This is a genomic window from Achromobacter pulmonis (genome assembly GCF_021733725.1).
GTDB classification, from domain to species: domain Bacteria; phylum Pseudomonadota; class Gammaproteobacteria; order Burkholderiales; family Burkholderiaceae_B; genus Achromobacter; species Achromobacter pulmonis.
Genome location: NZ_JAIFOT010000001.1, coordinates 1 through 18,262, shown reverse-complemented (window position 1 = coordinate 18,262; position 18,262 = coordinate 1). Strand labels below are relative to the sequence as shown.

Here is an 18,262-nt window from a genome sequence, read left to right as displayed (position 1 = left end):
GCTGAGGGGCTTTTTCATTGGGCGCCCGCGCGGCTGCGGTCGCTGCCGGGCTATGAGAATGACATGTCGGCCGCGATCTCGAGCGAGCGGATCCAAAGCACCAGCCCGGTGACACAGGCGCCCAGCAGCAGCGCGCGCAGCCACACCGCCAGTCCGTCCTGTGTTGGCACGGTGCCCGGCGGCACGTCCTTCGGATCGACGTTGCCGGTGATGATGGCGCGCACCAGGCGCTTGCGGCGCACCAGGGCGTACCAGGCCACGGCCAGCAGGTGCAGGGCTACCAGGCCGATGATGACCCATTCATTGAGCTTGTGCCATGAGGTCAGCAGGCTGGCGGTGGATTCACTCACATGTCCGAACAACGGCCCCTGCGTCATGATGTCGTCGGTGGTGAACAGGCCGCTGACGGCTTGGAAACCGATCGCCAGCAGCAGCGCCAGCACCGATAGCGCGCCCAGCGGATTATGCCCGGCGGGCGCGGCCGCGCCTTTGAGGTAACGGGCCACCGCGAGCGGGCCGCGCACGAATTGGGTGAAGCGCGCGTAGCGCGGACCGATGAGGCCCCACAGCACGCGGAAAATGATCAGGCCGAGCGCGGCACAGCCAAAGCGCACGTGCCAGTCCATGTACAGGCCGCCGAGTTTCACGCTGACAAAGGCGCCGACGATGCAGACCACCAGCGCCCAATGAAACAGGCGGGTAGGAAGGTCCCAGATGCGGATGGCTAGGCGATTGTTTTGCATGGTGAGGGCGGCGTGACTGCGTTGCCCGCGACTTTATCACGCACAAATGAAGCCGCCACGGCGCGGGCCGTGGCGGTGGGGTGGCAAGGAGCCGGGGCTCAGCGAGCGGCGCGACGCACCGGCTCGATGCGATGCACGTGCTCGTGACGGAAGCGGATACGCTGGCCGGGGACCTTCTGCGCGGCGTTTCCGCAGGGCACGACTTCCGTGGTGTAGGTGGTCGTGCCATCGATCGGCGCATTGAAGATGACGGTCGCGCGGATGGCCGGGCCATGCGCCGGTTGCAGGTAAACGATGTCGCCGATGTGAATCGGCATGTCGTCCAGCTTGGTGTGGGCAGGGCGTCGGATCAGGTCCGAGGTGGTGAAACGAGTATTCATGATGTGTTCTCTTTCAAGTTCTTGTTATGGAATTGCCGTGTCGTGCTTGCCGCGAATTCGGGGCGGGGGCGTTGCCGCTCCTCGCGCCGCGTCCTCGCGCCGGGTCATGCATGACACTAACGCATATCCGCCACCAGTCCTTTGCGCATTCTCATGGTTTGCGGTCGCGCCGGACGGGGTGCGGGGTGCGGCCCCCGGGTCTGGACCTGGGGTTCGCTGCCGGGACCGCCGGCCATCAGTGTCTGGCGGCGGCCTGGCGGGCGATGGCGTGGCAATGCCATCGCGGATTCAGGGCGGTGAATCGTCGCCGGGTCTGCGTTCTTGGGGTTGTCTGTCGCAGAACCGTACGAAAACCCGGCCCGTAAAGGCTATTCAAGGAAATCCCGCGCCTGTGCGATACCGCGAGCGTGGGAAGCTAATCCTGTCTGTCCGGGCAAGGTCTGAACCTTGAACCCCGGCGGGGAGCATGTCGTTGTCTCGGCGCTTGCTTTTTTGCTTTTCATGCCACCGCGTGTTTCATCACGCATCTGGCTGGCGCCTGGCAGCCGTTGATTTGCTGGCTGCCATTTGATTGATATTTGATTGATGTTTGACCGCCTGAGGCCACGGCAGGGGAGTATTGCTGTCGTGTATCGCTGCCTTTGCGGTTTGCCTACCCGGTTTTCCCACGCGTTCTTATTGGGTGCGTAGTCTGGTATGGCAGGCTTAACCAAAAATTATACGGCCAGGATGGCGATCCTGCAAGGGTTTTGTTTGTCCCGATCTTAAATCCGCATACGGCCGGCACGCTTGCCTTGCGGTGGATCCCCATCGCGCGGGGGGGGGGGGGGCCCCGCGATGGACGCCTGCGACGGCAGGTTCAATGGGTGGCCGGGCGGGCCTGGCGCTGGGCTTCGATGATCAGCGCTTCCAGTCGCGGCGACATGCGCAGGGCCACTTGCGCGGCGGTCGAGCCGTCGGGGCGGGTGTCGGTTTCCAGCGCCAGTTCGATGCGCTCGCCGTCGAAGGCTTCCGGCGCGGCCTGGATGTCGACATAGCGTTGCAGCAACGCGTCGACAGCCTTCTGCGCGTCGGCCAGGGCTTCATCGCCCAGATGGCCGGGGCGCAGATACTGGTTGGCCACGCGCGCCAAGTCGTCCATGAAAAACAACAGGGCGGCCGCGCCGCGGCAATCGGGATGGGCAAAGCCCCAGGTGTCGGAAGAAGCGTCTTGGGTCATTCGTTGGCAAGCTGGGAAAGTTGACAGGGGCCGCTGCCGGCCGGCATCCCGGCATTTTAGGGGCTATGGGCCCGGGGGGGGGCTGCGGGCGCCGCCTGTTGCCGTTCCGCTTGGGGCATACTGGGCCCCCATGATAAGACTCGCACGCCCGGCCGACCTGGCCTTCCTGCCCGATATCGAACGTTCCGCCGCCGCGCGCTTCCTGGGGACGCCCATGGCCTGGGTCGCCGCGGGCGAACCTGTGCCGCAGGCCGAACTGGCGCGCGCGGCCGCTGCCCGCCAGCTGTGGGTGGCGGCTGGGGACGACGATCGGCCGGCGGGGTTCGCCCTGGCGCGGCCAATGGACGATGATCTGTACCTGGCGGAAATGTCGGTCACCCTGGCCATGCAGGGGCGCGGCCTGGGGCGCGACTTGCTGCGGACAGTGATCGCGCACGCGCGTGGCGCAGGCATTTATCGAGGCGTGGTGTTGACCACGGATCGCGAATTGCCGTGGAATGCGCCTTTCTATCGGCGGCAGGGCTTTGCCGAGGTGCCTGCGCCGCAACTGGCGCCGGGCTTGCGGGCCCGTCTCCAGGCCGAGGCCGCCGCCGGGTTCGACCCCGCGCGGCGCTGTGCCATGCGCCTGGCGCTGCCGGCGTGAGCCGTGGCGCTGGCGCCTGTGTCATATCGATTCGATGGCAACAAAATCCGGCGGTTGGCGGCGGCTTGCGCCGGCTCCGGGATAATCTTCAGGGAAGGCGCCGGCCATCGGTCGGGGTGCCTGGCGCAATGTTTCACGCGAAGGGGAAAGGGCATGGCTCTGCTGCGGATCTGCCTGGCCGGCCTGGCGGCGGCTTCGGTGTTGGCACTGGCGGCTTGCGGCAATCGCGAACCCCAGGAGCGGGCCGCGTTCATCGCTCTGTTGCAACACCGTATCGCGGCGGGCGGGCTGGTGCCGATTGGCGCGCTCAGCGAGGCCGAGAAAGGCGCGGTGGGCCGTTACGATGATGCCTACGCGGTGATCGCCGATTTCCAGGCCGCCCTGGCCCAGGCGGCAACCCCGCTGCTGCCGATCCTGGCGGCCGAGCGCATTCAATCGGCGCAGGACATCATGCAGCGGCGCGAGGCGCTGGCGGCGGCGCGCAAGACGCTGGCCCATAGTGCCGGCATGTTGCAGGAGGCCAAGGCCCGCGCCGACGAGGCGCGCGGCGCGCTGGAACTGGCGCCGGATCTTGCCCCGATCTACGACGGCGTATATGACGAGGCGGTCACGGCGCCGGCGGCCGAATTGATGGACGCCGCCGCGCGCCTGGATGCGATCGCGCGTGACGCGCTGGACGTCGCCGACCTCATGGCCGCCAACCCGGCCGGCATCACGCTCGAGCAAGGGCAGGCCAAGGTCGCCACCCCTTCGCTGCAGCAGCGGCTCAATGCGCTGCTGCAGCAGTTGAATGCGCAGTCGGAGGCGCTGGAACAGGCGCGCGCGGTCGTGTCGCGCCTGGCGGCGGCCGCGCGCTGAGTGTGCCTGGGCGCGGCGCCGACCGGGCGGTCGCGCCACGGGGCGCAGCGCCGCTTTGTACAATGCAGGTCTCGCGGCGCACGCCGCGCCTTGGACGGAACATGAGCCAATCTTCCAGCTTGCACTACCGTACCTTTCTGCTTCTCCTGATCGCCGCTTCCGTGGCTTTCGGCTGGCTGCTATGGCCCTTCTATGGCGCGGTGTTCTGGGGCGCGATTCTCGCCATCCTGTTCGCGCCGCTGCAGCGCCGCCTGGTGCGGCGCATCGGCGGCCGGCGCAATCTCGCGGCATTGATCACGCTGACGCTGGTATTGCTGCTGGTGATCCTGCCGCTGGTGGTCATCAGCGGCTCGCTGGTGCGCGAAGGCGCCAATCTGTACCAGAACATCAAGTCCGGGCAGGTCAACTTCGGCGCCTATTTCCAGCAGGCCATGGAGGCGCTGCCGCCGTCGGTGCACGATCTGCTGGCACGGTTCGATCTGGCCGATATCCCGAGCTTGCAGGAAAAGCTCAGCGCCGGCGCGATGCAGGCGAGCCAGTTTCTGGCAACGCAGGCGCTGAGCATTGGTCAGGACACTTTCCAGTTCGTGATCAGCTTCGGCATCATGCTGTACCTGCTGTTCTTCCTGCTGCGCGATGGACCGCAGCTGGGCCTGCGCATCAAGCGCGCCATGCCGCTGAGCGACACGCACAAGCATCACCTGTTCCGTAAGTTCACGACGGTGGTGCGCGCCACGGTCAAGGGCAACATCGCGGTGGCGGCGTCGCAAGGAGCGCTGGGCGGCATCATTTTTTCCATCCTGGGTATCCAGGGCGCGCTGCTGTGGGGCGTCATCATGGGTTTCCTGTCGCTCTTGCCCGCGGTTGGCGCGGGCTTGATCTGGGCGCCCGTGGCGATCTATTTCCTGCTGACCGGCGCGACCATCAAGGGCGTGGTGCTGATCGCGTTCGGCGTGTTGGTGATCGGCATGGTCGACAACGTGTTGCGGCCGATCCTGGTGGGCAAGGACACCAAGATGCCCGACTATGTGGTGCTGATCTCGACCCTGGGCGGCATGGCGCTGTTCGGCCTGAACGGTTTCGTCATCGGCCCGTTGATTGCGGCACTGTTCATGGCCTGCTGGGATCTGTTTTCGCCGCCCGATGAAATTCCCGTGGCGCCGCCGGGCCCGGCGGCCGTCACGCCGGTCGAGCCGTCGTCCGAGGCGTCATCCTCCAAGGCCGATTGAGGCGGCGGCCACGGGACCGGCGCGGCCTGTTCTCGGTCAAGGCGGCGTCAGCGCGGCGGGTGTAAGGTGGAAGGGCATCGGCTCGCGAGGGCCGGCGTCCTGGGTCCGCGGCGTTGCCGGCCTGTGCCGGCCGCGCCGCTCAATTTCCTTATGAGGAGCACGTCGGAATGGACTGGAAACTGCACAAGTCGGGCTGGATCGAAGAGCGCAACTTCGACATCGAATTCGCGGAAACGCCAGGGGGCTACCATGCGCGGGTGCGCGTTTTCGGTTTTCCCGTGCTGGAGGACACCAAGCACGTGTTTCCGAACGAGGCGCTGGCCGAGAAGGGTGCGCTGACGCTGCTCAAGAGCCAGTTCGCCGGCACGCCGGACCTGGAACGCCAATAGCGTGAACGCTGGTTCCCCCCGGCCAGTTCATCCGTTGCCAGACCCGGCACCGCCGTGGCGGGCGGAACGAAGGGGCCAGGGGGTTAGAAGTCCTCGCTGCGCCAGACCTTCAGTACCCGGCCGAAGACCTCGAAATCCATGCCTTCGGTGATGTCCCAGGCATCGTATTTGGTGTTTTCGGACTTGGCCCGCACCACCAGCCCGGATGCGGTGGGAATGCGCTGCAGCCGCTTGATGAAGCCTTCGCTGCCGACGCGAAAGAAATAGATGGCGTCGTATTCAACCGCCTGCACGCCACGGTCCACGATCAGGGGATCGCCGGGATTGAACATGGGGCGCATGGAGTCGCCGAATCCCGTGACGATGCACAGGTTCTTCGAGGACGAAAAGCCCCGGACGTTCTTCTGCAGCCATTCGGGACTGACGCTCCAGCTCTGGATGACGCCGGGCTGGTCGCGCAGTTCCAGCCCGTTGCCCATCGCGCCTCCGGTATCGAACTGGGCAATGCGCACATTGCCGTGAGTGGCGCCGCCGAGCCGCGCGGGCGGAACGGAAACGAGTCCCCCCTGCGGGGTGTCGGCCATGAGGTCCGCAGAGCATTCGCGCCACAACTCGGGGTGGGGCAGGTCCATCCAGTGGGCGGCCTGGCCCAGGGCCACGGAAAGCCTGGCGGCCAGCGCGTCGCCGACGCGGCGCGGGTTCTTGTCCCGCTTGCCTTGGAAACCCTGGAGTATCTGGTCGAGGTACTTGCGGCTGACGCCGGCGCGTTCGGCCAGGCGTTCCACGCCGCCGGCGTCGTACACGGCGTACCTGAGGTTGTTCAGTCGTATCGAGCGGATGTCCATGGTAGCGATCGTAGCAATCCGCTACCCGGAAGTACAGTAGCGATTCGCTGTTGATTTTTTGGTAGCGACTCGCTACCATGATTCTTGTCCCCAAGATAGTCGTGCCAACCGCAGCCCTCACCGGTCGGGGTGGCACCGGGGGCTCATCCCGCCGGTCGTGGCCAGGGCCTCCGGCAACCAGTCCCTAGTTCGCTACCGCAGTAGCGATTCGCCACGGCCGGCAAGCGGGATGACGACGAACCGCAGGCTTGGAACAAGGAAAAAGCATGGATAAGCATCTTGTCCGGGGGGCATCCCGATGAAATATGCAACCGAGGTATTGGATCTGATGGCGGCTGCGCCAGGACGTCCCTGGCGCATGGCCGAGTTGGTGCGCGGCGCATCCGGTGCGCGCGACCTGACGCGGCGTGAACGCAACGCGATGCGACAGGCGATCCTGCGGGTGCTCGAAACCCTGCACGAAGGCGGCCAGGTGGCGCGCATCGAGCATGCGCGCAATTCGCTCAGCTATGTCTGGAGCGACGTGCGACACGGTGGGATTGCCTGCGCGCCTGATGCCGCGAGACAATGCATCCATGTCGTCGCGCCCGCCGCCGACCCGCCAAATTGCCAAAGCATTGCAGCACTGCTGCGCTGAAGCAGCAGAACATCATGGAACATGAAGGCCCGCCCAGCGCGGGCCTTTTTTATGAGAGGGTACGTTTCGTTAGAAGGTGCTTTTCGTGAGAAGGTGCTTTTCGTGAGGAGGTACTTTTCGTGAGGAGGTACTTTTCGTTAGAAGGTGCGCTTCATGAGAAGGCGCTTTTCATGAGTGCACTCGGCTCACGCGCCAGCACGGCGCGCCCGGTGCGACATGTCGGGATTGCTTCGGCGGTGGATCTTGCGCAACAATTCACTCATGCCGTCGCGGTTCACTCCGATGACCTTCCCAGGCACCGGGGAACGGACTGGAAGCCGCCGCCAACGAGCACGCAATAACCCGCACGCATCAACAAGCAAACCAGGCCCGCCGAAAGCGGGCCTTTTTTATGAGAGGGTACGTGTGCCCGGCGGACAGGCCGGATGGCGGATGAATCGCCTGATGCACATATCTTTCGTGTTCTTTGATGTTTCCCGGACAGGCTCGCCACAGGCGGGCCTTTTTTGTTTGCGCGCCCCGCGTTCTCTTCGAGAGCGCGGGGCGTTTCATTTGGCGCCGCCCGCGAGGCGGGGCCCAGCGGCCTGCCGCCTCGCCTTTGCCTGCATGAACGGGCCTGTCTCCCGTCCGCGGTGACCAGCAAGGGCTTGAGGCGGCAGCCCGGTGGGCGACAGCCGGAACCCGCCGCATATCGGCCGCACGCAACACGCAACGCGGCATGGCGCCCTGTGCGCACCAAAGTCGGCGATCCGCCTCCAGGCAGCTGGATTCCCCCAAAACCGCCTTCGGGCATCTCAACACGACAAAGGAGCTACGCATGGCGAACAGTTCGGCCACTGGCGGCTACCTGGCGCCGATCGCTATTTCTCCGCCCCTGGAGGATGCCGAACTCGAGGCGCTGTTCCAAGGGTTCATCGCCGGCGTGTCCGGCCTGCCCCTGGACCTGGTTCGTACGCGCTGGCTTGCCGCCGGCGTGGAACCGCCCGCGCAGACCGAGACCTGGTGCCTGATGGACATCCGGTCGCAAACCGCGGACGCCGGTCCGGTCATCACGCATGACCCGGCCGGAGAAGGATCTGATTCATACGTTCGGCACGAAGACACCGAGGTGCTTTGCTCGATGTTCGGCCCCCGGGCGCTGCGCCATGCGGCGCAGCTGCGCGATGGCGCCGCCGTGCCGCAGAACCGCGAAGCCTTGCTGGCGCAAGGCATGGCGGTCAGCGGCATCGGGCCGATCATGGCCATGCACGAACTCGTGAATCAGCAGTGGATACGGCAGTTCGACATGACCCTGCGTTTCAAGCGCCGGATCATGCGCAGCTATCCGGTCCTGAATCTTCTGTCGGCGCAAGTCACGACGCATGCCGCGTCGCTGGCCCCGACGGACAACACCAACCACCTTGCAGATTAAGGGATTTACCATGGCTAATGGATTGCCGGTATCACGCCTGATCAACGTCACGATCAATATGTCGCCGCTCGCGGCGCAGGGCGCGAGCCTGAACACGGCGCTGCTGTTGGGATCGTCCGCGATCATCGACACCGGCGAGCGCATGCGCTCCTATGGCGGCATCGATGCCGTCGCCGCCGATTTCGGCACCGCCGCGCCGGAGTACCGCGCGGCCTTGCTCTACTTCCAGCAGACGCCCCAGCCTTCGCAGCTGTACATCGGCCGCTGGGCCAAGGGCGCCACCTCGGCCACGCTGCGCGGCGCCGTGCTGTCGGCCGCCGAGAAGCAGATGGCGGCCTGGACCGCGGTGACCGCGGGCGCCTTCACGCTGTCGGTCGACGGTACCGCCAAGACGGTCAACGGCCTGGACTTCTCCGGCGCCACCAACCTGAACGGCGTCGCCACGATCATCTCGACGGCCCTGGTTTCGGCGTCGGTGCAGTGGAACGGGGCGCAGTTCGTGGTCACCTCCAACACCTCGGGCGCCACGTCGACGCTGGGCTACGCCTCGGCCGCTGGCGCCGGCACCGACATTTCGTCGATGCTGGGCCTGACCGCGGACAAGGCCTCGGCGCCGGTCGCCGGCATGGCGGCCGAAACGCCGGAGGACGCCGTGTCGCTGTTCCTGGACCGCTTCGCCAACAAGTTCCTGGGCCTGGCCTTCGCCGATGCCGACGTCACCGACGCGCAGCACCTGGCCGTGGCCGGCCTGATCGAAGCCGATCAGCGCCACCTGTATGGCGTGTCGACCCAGGCGCCGCAGGTGCTGGACCCGACCAACCAGGACGACATCGCCAGCCAGTTGAAGGCGTTGAAGTACAAGTACTCGATCGTGCAGTTCTCCAGCGCCAATCCGTACGCGGTGGCCTCGCTGCTGGGCCGCATGCTGACGGTGAACTTCAACGCCAACAACACCACCATCACGCTGATGTACAAGCAGGAGCCCGGCATCGTCGCCGAGACCCTGACCAGCAGCCAGGCCGACACGCTGGCGGCCAAGAACTGCAATGTGTTCGTCAACTACGACAACGACACGGCCATCATCCAGTACGGCGTGACGCCCAGCGGCATCTTCATCGACTCGGTCTACAACGCGATCTGGTTCCGCAACCGGGTCCAGACCGACGTCTACAACCTGCTGTACACCAGCCCCACCAAGGTGCCGCAGACCGACGCCGGCAACCAGTTGATCGCTTCGGTGATCGAGGCCGCGTGCGAGGCCGCCGTCAACAACGGCTACCTGGCCCCGGGCGTGTGGAATTCGGCCGGCTTCGGCGCCCTCAAGCAGGGCGACACGCTGGCCAAGGGCTACTACGTCTACGCGCCGGCCATCGCCACGCAGTCGCAGGCCGACCGCGAGGCGCGCAAGGCCGTGCCGTTCCAGGTCGCCGCCAAGGAAGCCGGCGCCATCCATACCGTCGACGTTCTGGTCACGGTCAATCGCTAAACAGGAGTAGCAGATGTCTACCTATTCGTTCGCTGATATCAGCGCCAGTCTCGTGGGCCCGGGCGGGGCGATTTCCCTGGGCTCCGGCTCGGGCGTGGCCGATGAAGGCATCGCCATCGCCGCCAAGGGTGAAAAAAGCGCCATGACGGTCGGCGCCGATGGTGAAGTCATGCACACGCTGCGGGCCGACAAGAGCGGCACCGTGACGCTGAGCTACCTGAAGACTTCGCCGGTCAACGCCCAGCTGCAGGCCCTGTACGACGCCCAGTCGCTGGACAGCCGTCTCTGGGGCAAGAACCTCATCACCATCACCAACCCGGCTACCGGCGACGTGACGGCCTGCCGTTCGTGCGCGTTCAGCAAAAAGCCCGATCTGACCTACAAGAAGGACGGCGACGTGGTGAAGTGGACGTTCGACGCCGCGAAGATCGACACGATCCTGGGAATCTACTAAGCCATGGCACAGGAACTTGATCTGAACGGCCACCGGTACTCCATCGGGAAACTGAGCGCCAAGCAACAGTTCCACGTGTCGCGCCGCATCGCTCCGATCGTTCCTACGCTGATCCCCGTGTTCGTCCGCCTCGCGGCGGGCGGGCGCGGGATCACCGAGGATCCGGGCGGCATGGCCGATGTCCTGCAGCCGCTGGCCGATGGCCTGGCGGCGATGAAGGACGAGGACGCCGACTACGTGCTGGACACCTGCATGCAGGCGGTGCAACGCCGGCAGGAGCATGGCTGGACGGCCATCTGGTCGGCCAGCCAGCACGTGCCGATGTTCCAGGACATCGACCTGTCGGTCATGTTGCCACTGGCTCTGCGCGTCATCGTCGGAAGTCTCGGGCCTTTTATACAAGGGCTGCTTACCAGCCAGAGCGGCAGCCCAGAGGCGACACAGGCTGGCTGAAGAGCCTGCCCGGTGGCGAGGATTGGTTGCTGGCGCCCGTCCTCGAGGGGCTCTGCAAGTACGAGTCCCTCAAGGACGGCTCCCTGGACCTGGCCGACATCGCGCTCCTGAACGACGCGCTGTCGGTCCGGGCAGACAACAAGGCGGAAGCGTACCGCCGCCACATGGCAGAAAAAAATGGCTAATACAACAATCATGCCCATCGACCTGTCGGGGTTGATGGGCCCATTCAAGATCGACAAAGACGATCTGAATGACCTCAAGAAGACCATCGGCGACTCGCGCAAACAGAGCCTGTCCGATGCGCTGGCGGTGTTCGCCGGACGGGCGAAGAGTGTGGTCGACTTTGCCGAGAACAAGATCGCTCAGTTCGAGCAGGGCTATTTCGCCGCCAAGCTGGGCGGCACCACGGGCCGCGACATGCGGGCGCTGGAAGCGGTGGCGCAGGACTTCGGCCTTTCCGTCGGGGCGATGCGCGACGGCGTCCAGGCGCTGCACCGCAACGCGCGCGACGATCCCGCCACGGCAGCCCTGCTGGAAAAGCTGCACATCACGTCGAACGATGGCGCCGGCGGCCAGCGTAACAGCGCCGACCTGATGCTGGCGTTGAGCGACGTGCTCACGGGCATGGACCCGAACCAGGCCCGCGAGACGGGCAAGGGTCTGGGGCTGGAAGCCGACGTCATGGAGGCGCTGCGCAATCCCGAATTCGGTCAACGCCTTTCCGTGCAGCGCGATGCCGAGGAAAACAGCAGGATCGAGGCCGCTGGCGAGCGCGCCCACCAGTTGATGACGACCGTGCGTCAGTTGAGTGGCTCCGTCGACGCGATGTTCGCGCAGGCGCTATTGACCATGGGGCCGAAGCTGCAGCAGACGCTCGATGGCATCGCGGCCTGGTTCAAGGAGAACGGCGAGACGGCGGGCACGCGGCTGGGCGAGGTCGGCAATTTCGTCCTGTCGCTGATGTCGCTGCTGGGACCGGTGGTCAGCGTGATGACCTGGCTGGATGACGTCACCGGCGGGTTGAGTTCCCAGGTCATGTTGCTGGTGGGCGGATTCCTGATGCTGGGCGGCGGCGGCGTGGTGAGCGCCCTGGTGGGGCTGGTGTCGAAGTTCGATGGCCTGCGGTCGCTCGTGCGTAGGCTGGGCCCCAGCCTGGGTTCCATGGCCAGCACCATCGGCGGCCACGTGCGAAACGCCTGGTCGGCGACCAGCGGCTTTGTGCGCGGGGTATTCGGCAGGATGACGGCATTTGGCCGCGCGGCCGTGACGCAGCTCGGCGGCATGGCGGGCGCGGCCTGGTCCTGGCTGGGCAACATGGCGGCGCGCGGCGGCGCCCTGGTGGTTGACGGGGTCAAGGCGGCGGGGCAGACCGCGCTGCAGTGGGGCAAGTCCTTGTGGGAGAGCGCAGGCTCGTGGATCGGCCGTATCGCCGATGGCGCCAAGTCCGTGATCCGTAGCGTGGCGAGTTCGCCGACGGCCGTGGGCGCGGGGCTGCTCTTATACCCCAGGTCGTTGGGCGATGGCACGTTGAAAGGGCGGGAGGGCACGCCGGGCTTTCCGGCCGAACAACCCGTACCGCGGTTGAACCCGCCCGACACCGGTATCCGGCCCGAGCACTTGGATGGCGTCCAGGTCGAGCCGTGGCGCTATTACCCCTCCGGCTTCGCCACCGACGCGGCCGCGGGCGCCGCATTGGTGCCGCCCGCGGCCGCGCCGGTTTCCATCAATGCCACCACGACTATCCACGTCAATGGATCGACCGATCCGAGAGCGACCGGAGAAGCCGTGGCCAATCAACAAAGCCGGGTCAACGCAGACCTGACGCGCAACCTGCAGGGATCTTATGGCTGACTTGAAAATCGCGGGCGCCGACATGATCGGCCTGCTGTCCAAGAAAATCGGCGACATCGTGGTGGAAGCGACCCTGAGCGAGTCTCATGACGACGCGCTCAAGATCACCAGCCACCCGGTGGAGTCGGGCCCGTATGGCAAATCGGCGATCAGCGATCATGCGTTCAAGCAACCGCTGTCGCTGACCCTGAAGTGCGCCTGGAGCAACGCCTCGTACGAGGCGTTGGCGGGCGCGCAGGCCAAGGATGTCGCCAATGGCAAGGCCGCGGCCGACGACTACGCGACCGCCATCTATTCCCAGTTGCTCAGCCTGCAGGAATCGCGCGAGCCGGTGACCGTGGTCACCAGCCGCCGGCGCTACAGCGACATGTTGATCGAGAAGATCTCGGTCGAGACCAGCAGGAACTCCTTGGGCGCCGTGTTCGCGACGGTGATGTTGCGCGAAGTGGTCGTGGTGCAGACCCGCAGCACATCGCTGCCGCCGTACGCGGACCAGAAAGAGAAAGAGAAGACCGCGGACAAGCAGAGCCTGGGCGCAAAAACCCCCCGGCCCGCGACGCCTTTCGGCGGCGGGTCGCTGTATTGGACATAGGAGATACGCATGAACTACTTCGAGATACCCGTGTCACCGATTCCGCAGGTGTTCGCGATATCGCTGGGCGGCGACGACTATCGGTTGACCTTGCAGTATCGCGACGGCTGGATCCTGGACGTGGCCGATGATCTCGGCCAGGCGCTGGTATCCGGCATCCCGCTGGTGACGGGCCTGAACCTGCTGGGACAGTATCGACACCTCGGATTCACCGGGGGGCTGCGGGTGACGGGGGCGGAATCGCCCGACGATGCGCCGACGTTCACCGACCTGGGCCGTGGCGCCAAGCTCTACTGGGTGGCGGACTGACATGGCCGGGACCACGACAATGGAACCGATCGCCGTGTATGGCGATCCGGTGGACGACGACGAAGGCGTGCGCCAGTGGGGCAGGAAGGTGTCTCTGATCGTTGGCGACGAAGAGGCCATCGACCTGTCGGCGCTGAGCTTCAGCTTTTCCATCAAGCGCAACGACGCCAAGTCGCCCAATACCGCCACCATCAAGGTGACGAATGCCAGCCGCGAAACCGCCAGCATGGTCCAGCGCGAGTTCACCCGTGTGGTGCTGCAGGCCGGCTATGAGGGCAATTACGGCGTGATCTTCCATGGCAACGTGGTGCGCGCCAAATGGGGCGGCTCGGGCGATACCGAGACGGCGCTGGAAATCACGGCGGCGGACGGTGACAAGGCCTACAACTTCGCGGTGGTCAACGCCACCCTGCCCAAGGGCAGCAGCCGCGCCGACAAAGTTCGGTTGCTGTGCTCGGCCATGAATCCCTATGGCGTCAGGCAGGGCTACGCCCCCGACCTGGGCGGCAAGAAAGCGATCCGCGGGGCGGTGATGTCCGGCATGGTGCGCGACTACCTGCAGGATGTCTGCGGCAGCGCCAACACGCTGTGGAGCATCCAGGACGGCAAGGTGGTGGTCGTGCCCGAAACCGCCTACGTGCCGGGTTCGGTGCCAGTTGTGTCCCACGACACAGGCCTGGTCGGCATGCCCGAGCAGGTCGAGAAGGGCATCAAGATCCGCATGTTGCTGAACCCCAGCATCCGCGTGGGCGGCCTGATCAATCTGGACAACAGCCGCATCGCCGAATACGGCTTCGAGGATCGGACCCAGAGCAAGGACGCGGCCGAGATCGACCGCAGCGAACAGCGCCGTATCAGCAGCGACGGCTACTACTACGTGATGGAAGTCGAGCATCGCGGCCATACCCGCGACAACGAATGGTACACGGAGGCCCTCTGCCTGGCCACCGATGCCACGCTGTATCCGGGCGACCTGGGACGGGCGGGCACGCAGGACGATGCGGCCAAGCCGGCCAGTGTCGTCAAGTAGCGGGCCGTCCGGCTTCATTTCAGCAGGATGATTCATGAACCGACTAGAGAACTTGAACGATCCGGGAACCGCGATCGGCGCCGCGCTGCGTGGCGCGTTGGCACAGACCTGGACCGCCATGCCGGCCATCATCGGTGAGTTCGATCCGGTGGCAATGACATGCACCGCGCAACCGGCCATCCGGGCGCGCGTCACCGCACCCGATGGGCAGCAGTACAGCAAGGCGTTGCCGCTGCTGGTGGACTGCCCCGTGTATTTTCCGTCGGGCGGCAATTGCACGCTGACGTTTCCGGTGGCGCCGGGCGACGAATGCCTGGTGGTGTTTGCATCGCGCTGCATCGATGCCTGGTGGCAATCGGGGAAGGTCCAGGACCAGGCCGAGGTGCGGATGCATGACCTGTCCGACGGCTTTGTCTATGTAGGGGTGCGATCGCAGCCGCGGGTACTGCCCGCGGTCAGCACGACCACGACCCAACTGCGCAGCGACGATGGCTCGACCTTTCTGGAACTGGATCCGGCCGCCGGCAAGGTGAAGATCGTGGCGCCGGGCGGCTTCGAGGTGGTGGCGCCGGTGTCCGAGTTTTCCGGACAGGTGCTGGTCAACGGCCTGTTGCGCTACCTGGCCGGCCTGGTCGGCAGCGGCGGCCAGGGCGACACCGCCCAGATCAGCGGGGTATTGAATGTGATCGGCCAGATCCTGGCCAACGGCAAGCGGGTGGACGATACCCACACCCATATCGCCCAGGGCGCCAACGCGGTGACCACGCCGCCCAACTGAGGATTCCTATGCGTTACCGAAAACTGGACGCCGCTGGCGACTATGCATTTGGCTCGTCACGGGCCGACTTCCACCGCGACACGGCCGAGACCGTGGCGCAGGCCGTCAAGACGCGGCTGATGCTGGCGCGCGGCGAATGGTTCCTGGACGTGACCGAAGGCACGCCCTGGAACGGCGAGGTGCTGGGCAAGCAGCCCAGGGCCGGCTACGACTGGGCCATACGCCAGCGCATTCTGGGCACGGCCGGTGTGACCGGCCTGGCCGAGTATTCGAGCCGGCTTGACCCGGATACCCGTGGCTTGAGCGTGACGGCTTCCATTTCAACCCTTTACGGCACGGCCCTTGTGCAGGCGGCATTATGACGATTCTTTCCACGGCCCCGGTCATCGACGCCGCGGGCATACGCGCACCGAGCTACGGCGAGGTGCTGGAGTATTTCAAGCAGCAGTACCGTGGCATCTACGGCGCGGATACGTATCTGGAGGCGGACAGCCAGGACGGTCAATTGCTGGCCGTGTTCGCCCTGGCCATCCATGAGGCCAACACGGCGGCGATCAAGGTGTACAACGCGTTCTCGCCCGCCACCGCCGCCGATGCGGCGCTGTCGAACAACGTCAAGATCAACGGCCTGGCTCGCGGCGTGGCGACACGCTCGTCGGTGGACCTGCGTATCGTGGGGCAGGGCGGCGTCACCATCGTCGATGGCGTGGCCACCGATGCCAACCGCGGACGCTGGCAATTGCCGCCCAGCGTGACCATCCCGCCGGGTGGCGAGATCACTGTCACGGCGCTGAGCCAGACGCTGGGCGCGGTGACGGCGGCGGCCGGCAGTATCAACCAGATCGGCACGCCGACGCTGGGCTGGCAGTCCGTCGAGAATCCGGCCGCCGCGACGCCGGGCGCACCGGTCGAGAGCGATGCTGCCCTGCGGGTGCGGCAGGCCATATCGGTGGCTCTGCCATCGCGCAGCGTGCTGGAAGGCACCATCGGCGCGGTGGCATCGGTGCCGGGCGTGTTGCGCCACGCTGCCTTCGAGAACGATACGCCGGTGGCCGATGCTCATGGCCTGCCGCCTCACAGCATCGCCCTGGTAGTCGATGGCGGCGACGCGGCGCGGATCGCACAGGCGATCGCCGCCAAGAAGACGCCCGGAACCGGCACGCACGGTACCACCACGGTGGTGGTGACGGACATCTACGGCATTGCGCATCAGATCCGCTTTTTCCGGCCCACCCTTGTGCCGCTCTCGGTGGCGGTGCAGATGCGTGCGTTGCCGGGCTACACCACGGCTATCGGGCAGGCGGTGCGGCAGGCGATCGCCGACTACATCAATGCTGTGGCCATCGGCGGCGGCGCCAGCGCCTCGGTGGAATGGGCCGACGCCATCTCGGCGGCAAACGGCGTGCCGGGCAATGGCACGTTCAAGATCACCGGCCTGACCCTGCGCGGTCCGGCCGGCAACGGCGCGCCGGATGTGGCGCTGGCCTTCAACGAAGCCGCCGCGGCGATGGCGGACGACGTGACGCTCACGGTGACCTGACATGGCCAACTCTGACGACTACATCGCGCGGCTATCCGCGTACCACCGCGCCAAGCCCCGTTTCAGCGCCACCGTTGCCGCCCTGTGCGGCGCGGCGGCGGGCGTGCGCGAACTGTACGGCGGCATGCCGGCGGCTTTTGACCTGGACCGCGCCATTGGCGCGCAGTTGGACGCCGTGGGGCATTGGGTGGGACTCGACCGCAAGGTCAGTACACCGATCGCCAATGTCTATTTCTCGCACGACATCGACGGCCTGGGCTTCGACCAGGGCGTGTGGCAAGGCCCCTTCGATCCGGACAGCGGCCTGACCGAGCTGGACGACGATACCTACCGGCTGTTGTTGCGCGCCAAGATCGGCGCCAACCACTGGGACGGCACGCTGGAGGCCTCGGCCGCCATCCTGGACCGCATCTTCGGCGGCGGCACCCACGTGTTCATTCAGGACAACGGCGACATGTCGGTTGACATCGGTGTCGCCGGCACGCCGCCGTCTGCGTTGTTCCTGGCACTGCTGACGGGCGGGTACATCCCGCTCAAACCGCAGGGCGTACGCATCAGTTATTACGTCATCCCCTCGCAAGAGGGGCCTCTGTTCGGTTTTGACGTTCAAAACCAATACATCTCGGGGTTCGACTGCGGACTCTGGGGTTCGCTTTTTGCCGGTTGAATAAGGACAAATCCGTGGCTATCAATCAAATTCTTCCTTTCGGCACCGTGCCCGGCGCCAACGTGCTCGCTCCCGCCGACTATCAGGCCCTGGCCGCCCGGCTGGCCGGTTTCTCGGCCGGCACGGCCAAATCCAGGGAACTCAACACCGTCTGGCGCCAGGCGTCCTTCGTGGCCGCCATGATCGGCCAGTACATCGCCGACAAGGCCGGCCAGGACGTGCTGGACAACGGCGACCTGGCGGCGCTGCAGGAGCAATTCGTGGCGGCGCTGGCGGCATCGCCTGCGCTGACGGGTACTCCGACGGCGCCGACGCCGGCAGCCAGCGACCAAAGCACCCGCATTGCGACGACCGCATTCGTGGCGGGCAACTTTCCCCGCATCTATTCGATCAGCGCGCTGCCGACGCAGGATGTGGGGCCCATCATCGTGGCGGAGTGCGCGGAAGTGTGGAACTGGGTTTCCGGACAGTATTTCACTGGCTACCGTTCGCCGTTATGCGGCCGCCCCTTGGATGGCCATACCAATCTGCCGCTGGCCAGTGAAGTCGATGCCACCGGCGGGCTGTTGTCGAAGGCCGATTACGCCGCGCTGTGGGGCTATGCGCAGGAGCAGGGGCTGGTAAAGACAGAGGCCCTGTGGTCGGCGAACCGCGGCAGTCACTGGTTCTCGGACTATTCGGCCACGCAGTTCCGGGTGCCGGATCTGCGCGATATGTTCCGTCGATTTACCGGAACTGACGCTGA

22 protein-coding genes and 1 pseudogene are annotated in these 18,262 nt (G+C 65.8%); 19 read left to right on the top strand and 4 right to left on the bottom strand.

Annotation, left to right across the window (positions count from 1 at the left end; translation table 11 throughout):
• Window positions 1-50: 50 nt before the first annotated feature.
• The 3 genes from K2W61_RS00115 to K2W61_RS00105 all read right to left on the bottom strand — a co-directional run bounded on the left by K2W61_RS00115 (window position 51) and on the right by K2W61_RS00105 (window position 2,342).
• Window positions 51-743 (bottom strand): cytochrome b/b6 domain-containing protein, encoded by a 693-nt coding sequence (locus tag K2W61_RS00115; RefSeq protein ID WP_236754914.1) that lies wholly within the window; start codon window positions 741-743, stop codon window positions 51-53.
• 98 nt (window positions 744-841) lie between these two features.
• On the bottom strand, window positions 842-1,123 hold the full coding sequence (locus K2W61_RS00110; RefSeq protein ID WP_175132569.1) for a hypothetical protein: 282 nt from the start codon (window positions 1,121-1,123) through the stop codon (window positions 842-844).
• 859 nt (window positions 1,124-1,982) lie between these two features.
• Window positions 1,983-2,342, bottom strand: a complete 360-nt coding sequence (locus K2W61_RS00105) for a hypothetical protein (RefSeq protein WP_175132570.1) — start codon at window positions 2,340-2,342, stop codon at window positions 1,983-1,985.
• A gap of 130 nt (window positions 2,343-2,472) precedes the next feature.
• Here K2W61_RS00105 and K2W61_RS00100 point away from each other — a divergent pair, with 130 nt between their 5' ends.
• The 4 genes from K2W61_RS00100 (at window position 2,473) to K2W61_RS00085 (ending at window position 5,461) form a co-directional block, all read left to right on the top strand.
• Window positions 2,473-2,985, top strand: a complete 513-nt coding sequence (locus tag K2W61_RS00100; protein ID WP_175140854.1) for a GNAT family N-acetyltransferase — start codon at window positions 2,473-2,475, stop codon at window positions 2,983-2,985.
• Between the two features lie 153 nt (window positions 2,986-3,138).
• On the top strand, window positions 3,139-3,843 hold the full coding sequence (locus tag K2W61_RS00095; protein WP_236754913.1) for a DUF3053 family protein: 705 nt from the start codon (window positions 3,139-3,141) through the stop codon (window positions 3,841-3,843).
• A 101-nt stretch (window positions 3,844-3,944) separates the two neighbouring features.
• Window positions 3,945-5,072 carry an AI-2E family transporter gene (locus K2W61_RS00090; protein WP_236754912.1) on the top strand — a complete coding sequence of 376 codons (1,128 nt, stop codon included), beginning with the start codon at window positions 3,945-3,947 and terminating at the stop codon, window positions 5,070-5,072.
• A gap of 167 nt (window positions 5,073-5,239) precedes the next feature.
• On the top strand, window positions 5,240-5,461 hold the full coding sequence (locus K2W61_RS00085) for a hypothetical protein (protein ID WP_236754911.1): 222 nt from the start codon (window positions 5,240-5,242) through the stop codon (window positions 5,459-5,461).
• Window positions 5,462-5,544: 83 nt separating this feature from the next.
• Here K2W61_RS00085 and K2W61_RS00080 read toward each other — a convergent pair whose 3' ends face one another.
• On the bottom strand, window positions 5,545-6,306 hold the full coding sequence (locus tag K2W61_RS00080) for a S24 family peptidase (protein WP_175132574.1): 762 nt from the start codon (window positions 6,304-6,306) through the stop codon (window positions 5,545-5,547).
• Between the two features lie 298 nt (window positions 6,307-6,604).
• Here K2W61_RS00080 and K2W61_RS00075 point away from each other — a divergent pair, with 298 nt between their 5' ends.
• The 15 genes and pseudogenes from K2W61_RS00075 to K2W61_RS00005 all read left to right on the top strand — a co-directional run.
• A complete protein-coding gene (locus K2W61_RS00075) occupies window positions 6,605-6,943 on the top strand; it encodes a hypothetical protein (protein WP_236754910.1) in 339 nt (112 codons plus the stop codon).
• A gap of 817 nt (window positions 6,944-7,760) precedes the next feature.
• Complete coding sequence (locus K2W61_RS00070) at window positions 7,761-8,354, top strand: phage neck terminator protein (RefSeq protein WP_175132575.1); 594 nt, start codon at window positions 7,761-7,763, stop codon at window positions 8,352-8,354.
• A gap of 10 nt (window positions 8,355-8,364) precedes the next feature.
• Window positions 8,365-9,840 carry a DUF3383 domain-containing protein gene (locus tag K2W61_RS00065; protein ID WP_236754909.1) on the top strand — a complete coding sequence of 492 codons (1,476 nt, stop codon included), beginning with the start codon at window positions 8,365-8,367 and terminating at the stop codon, window positions 9,838-9,840.
• Window positions 9,841-9,853: 13 nt separating this feature from the next.
• Window positions 9,854-10,294 carry a tail tube family protein gene (locus K2W61_RS00060; RefSeq protein WP_169537352.1) on the top strand — a complete coding sequence of 147 codons (441 nt, stop codon included), beginning with the start codon at window positions 9,854-9,856 and terminating at the stop codon, window positions 10,292-10,294.
• A gap of 3 nt (window positions 10,295-10,297) precedes the next feature.
• Entirely contained in the window at window positions 10,298-10,747 is a 450-nt protein-coding gene (locus K2W61_RS00055; protein ID WP_175132577.1) for a phage tail assembly chaperone, read from the top strand.
• 26 nt (window positions 10,748-10,773) lie between these two features.
• The gene (locus K2W61_RS00050) at window positions 10,774-10,932 is read left to right on the top strand and encodes a DUF6889 family protein (protein WP_236754908.1); all 159 of its coding nucleotides are present in this window, start codon (window positions 10,774-10,776) and stop codon (window positions 10,930-10,932) included.
• Window positions 10,925-12,601 carry a phage tail tape measure protein gene (locus tag K2W61_RS00045; protein ID WP_236754907.1) on the top strand — a complete coding sequence of 559 codons (1,677 nt, stop codon included), beginning with the start codon at window positions 10,925-10,927 and terminating at the stop codon, window positions 12,599-12,601. Before K2W61_RS00050 ends, K2W61_RS00045 begins: the two co-directional genes overlap by 8 nt.
• The gene (locus K2W61_RS00040) at window positions 12,594-13,193 is read left to right on the top strand and encodes a phage baseplate protein (protein WP_175132579.1); all 600 of its coding nucleotides are present in this window, start codon (window positions 12,594-12,596) and stop codon (window positions 13,191-13,193) included. The genes K2W61_RS00045 and K2W61_RS00040 overlap by 8 nt, the downstream gene beginning before the upstream one ends.
• A gap of 9 nt (window positions 13,194-13,202) precedes the next feature.
• Window positions 13,203-13,502 carry a phage baseplate plug family protein gene (locus K2W61_RS00035; RefSeq protein WP_175132580.1) on the top strand — a complete coding sequence of 100 codons (300 nt, stop codon included), beginning with the start codon at window positions 13,203-13,205 and terminating at the stop codon, window positions 13,500-13,502.
• A gap of 19 nt (window positions 13,503-13,521) precedes the next feature.
• Window positions 13,522-14,532 carry a phage protein gene (locus tag K2W61_RS00030; RefSeq protein ID WP_236754906.1) on the top strand — a complete coding sequence of 337 codons (1,011 nt, stop codon included), beginning with the start codon at window positions 13,522-13,524 and terminating at the stop codon, window positions 14,530-14,532.
• A 34-nt stretch (window positions 14,533-14,566) separates the two neighbouring features.
• Window positions 14,567-15,310: a Gp138 family membrane-puncturing spike protein gene (locus K2W61_RS00025; protein ID WP_175132582.1), complete on the top strand. Its 744-nt coding sequence runs from the start codon at window positions 14,567-14,569 to the stop codon at window positions 15,308-15,310.
• An 8-nt stretch (window positions 15,311-15,318) separates the two neighbouring features.
• Window positions 15,319-15,672, top strand: coding sequence for a contractile injection system sheath initiator (locus K2W61_RS00020; RefSeq protein WP_175132583.1), 354 nt, complete (start codon window positions 15,319-15,321; stop codon window positions 15,670-15,672).
• Window positions 15,669-16,850: a baseplate J/gp47 family protein gene (locus tag K2W61_RS00015; RefSeq protein ID WP_236754905.1), complete on the top strand. Its 1,182-nt coding sequence runs from the start codon at window positions 15,669-15,671 to the stop codon at window positions 16,848-16,850. Before K2W61_RS00020 ends, K2W61_RS00015 begins: the two co-directional genes overlap by 4 nt.
• Before the next feature lies 1 nt (window position 16,851).
• The gene (locus tag K2W61_RS00010; protein ID WP_236754904.1) at window positions 16,852-17,517 is read left to right on the top strand and encodes a DUF2612 domain-containing protein; all 666 of its coding nucleotides are present in this window, start codon (window positions 16,852-16,854) and stop codon (window positions 17,515-17,517) included.
• A gap of 14 nt (window positions 17,518-17,531) precedes the next feature.
• A pseudogene (locus tag K2W61_RS00005) lies at window positions 17,532-18,262 on the top strand (hypothetical protein); the annotation flags it as partial.

What these genes read in the sequence shown, in the direction of transcription:
- K2W61_RS00080 (WP_175132574.1), bottom strand. Translation starts at nt 6,306, where the DNA reads ATGGACATCCGCTCGATACGACTGAACAACCTCAGGTACGCCGTGTAC.
- K2W61_RS00060 (WP_169537352.1), top strand. Translation starts at nt 9,854, where the DNA reads ATGTCTACCTATTCGTTCGCTGATATCAGCGCCAGTCTCGTGGGCCCG.
- K2W61_RS00085 (WP_236754911.1), top strand. Translation starts at nt 5,240, where the DNA reads ATGGACTGGAAACTGCACAAGTCGGGCTGGATCGAAGAGCGCAACTTC.
- K2W61_RS00110 (WP_175132569.1), bottom strand. Translation starts at nt 1,123, where the DNA reads ATGAATACTCGTTTCACCACCTCGGACCTGATCCGACGCCCTGCCCAC.
- K2W61_RS00040 (WP_175132579.1), top strand. Translation starts at nt 12,594, where the DNA reads ATGGCTGACTTGAAAATCGCGGGCGCCGACATGATCGGCCTGCTGTCC.
- K2W61_RS00025 (WP_175132582.1), top strand. Translation starts at nt 14,567, where the DNA reads ATGAACCGACTAGAGAACTTGAACGATCCGGGAACCGCGATCGGCGCC.
- K2W61_RS00100 (WP_175140854.1), top strand. Translation starts at nt 2,473, where the DNA reads ATGATAAGACTCGCACGCCCGGCCGACCTGGCCTTCCTGCCCGATATC.
- K2W61_RS00035 (WP_175132580.1), top strand. Translation starts at nt 13,203, where the DNA reads ATGAACTACTTCGAGATACCCGTGTCACCGATTCCGCAGGTGTTCGCG.
- K2W61_RS00045 (WP_236754907.1), top strand. Translation starts at nt 10,925, where the DNA reads ATGGCTAATACAACAATCATGCCCATCGACCTGTCGGGGTTGATGGGC.
- K2W61_RS00020 (WP_175132583.1), top strand. Translation starts at nt 15,319, where the DNA reads ATGCGTTACCGAAAACTGGACGCCGCTGGCGACTATGCATTTGGCTCG.
- K2W61_RS00075 (WP_236754910.1), top strand. Translation starts at nt 6,605, where the DNA reads ATGAAATATGCAACCGAGGTATTGGATCTGATGGCGGCTGCGCCAGGA.
- K2W61_RS00030 (WP_236754906.1), top strand. Translation starts at nt 13,522, where the DNA reads ATGGAACCGATCGCCGTGTATGGCGATCCGGTGGACGACGACGAAGGC.
- K2W61_RS00015 (WP_236754905.1), top strand. Translation starts at nt 15,669, where the DNA reads ATGACGATTCTTTCCACGGCCCCGGTCATCGACGCCGCGGGCATACGC.
- K2W61_RS00095 (WP_236754913.1), top strand. Translation starts at nt 3,139, where the DNA reads ATGGCTCTGCTGCGGATCTGCCTGGCCGGCCTGGCGGCGGCTTCGGTG.
- K2W61_RS00105 (WP_175132570.1), bottom strand. Translation starts at nt 2,342, where the DNA reads ATGACCCAAGACGCTTCTTCCGACACCTGGGGCTTTGCCCATCCCGAT.
- K2W61_RS00115 (WP_236754914.1), bottom strand. Translation starts at nt 743, where the DNA reads ATGCAAAACAATCGCCTAGCCATCCGCATCTGGGACCTTCCTACCCGC.
- K2W61_RS00010 (WP_236754904.1), top strand. Translation starts at nt 16,852, where the DNA reads ATGGCCAACTCTGACGACTACATCGCGCGGCTATCCGCGTACCACCGC.
- K2W61_RS00065 (WP_236754909.1), top strand. Translation starts at nt 8,365, where the DNA reads ATGGCTAATGGATTGCCGGTATCACGCCTGATCAACGTCACGATCAAT.
- K2W61_RS00090 (WP_236754912.1), top strand. Translation starts at nt 3,945, where the DNA reads ATGAGCCAATCTTCCAGCTTGCACTACCGTACCTTTCTGCTTCTCCTG.
- K2W61_RS00055 (WP_175132577.1), top strand. Translation starts at nt 10,298, where the DNA reads ATGGCACAGGAACTTGATCTGAACGGCCACCGGTACTCCATCGGGAAA.
- K2W61_RS00070 (WP_175132575.1), top strand. Translation starts at nt 7,761, where the DNA reads ATGGCGAACAGTTCGGCCACTGGCGGCTACCTGGCGCCGATCGCTATT.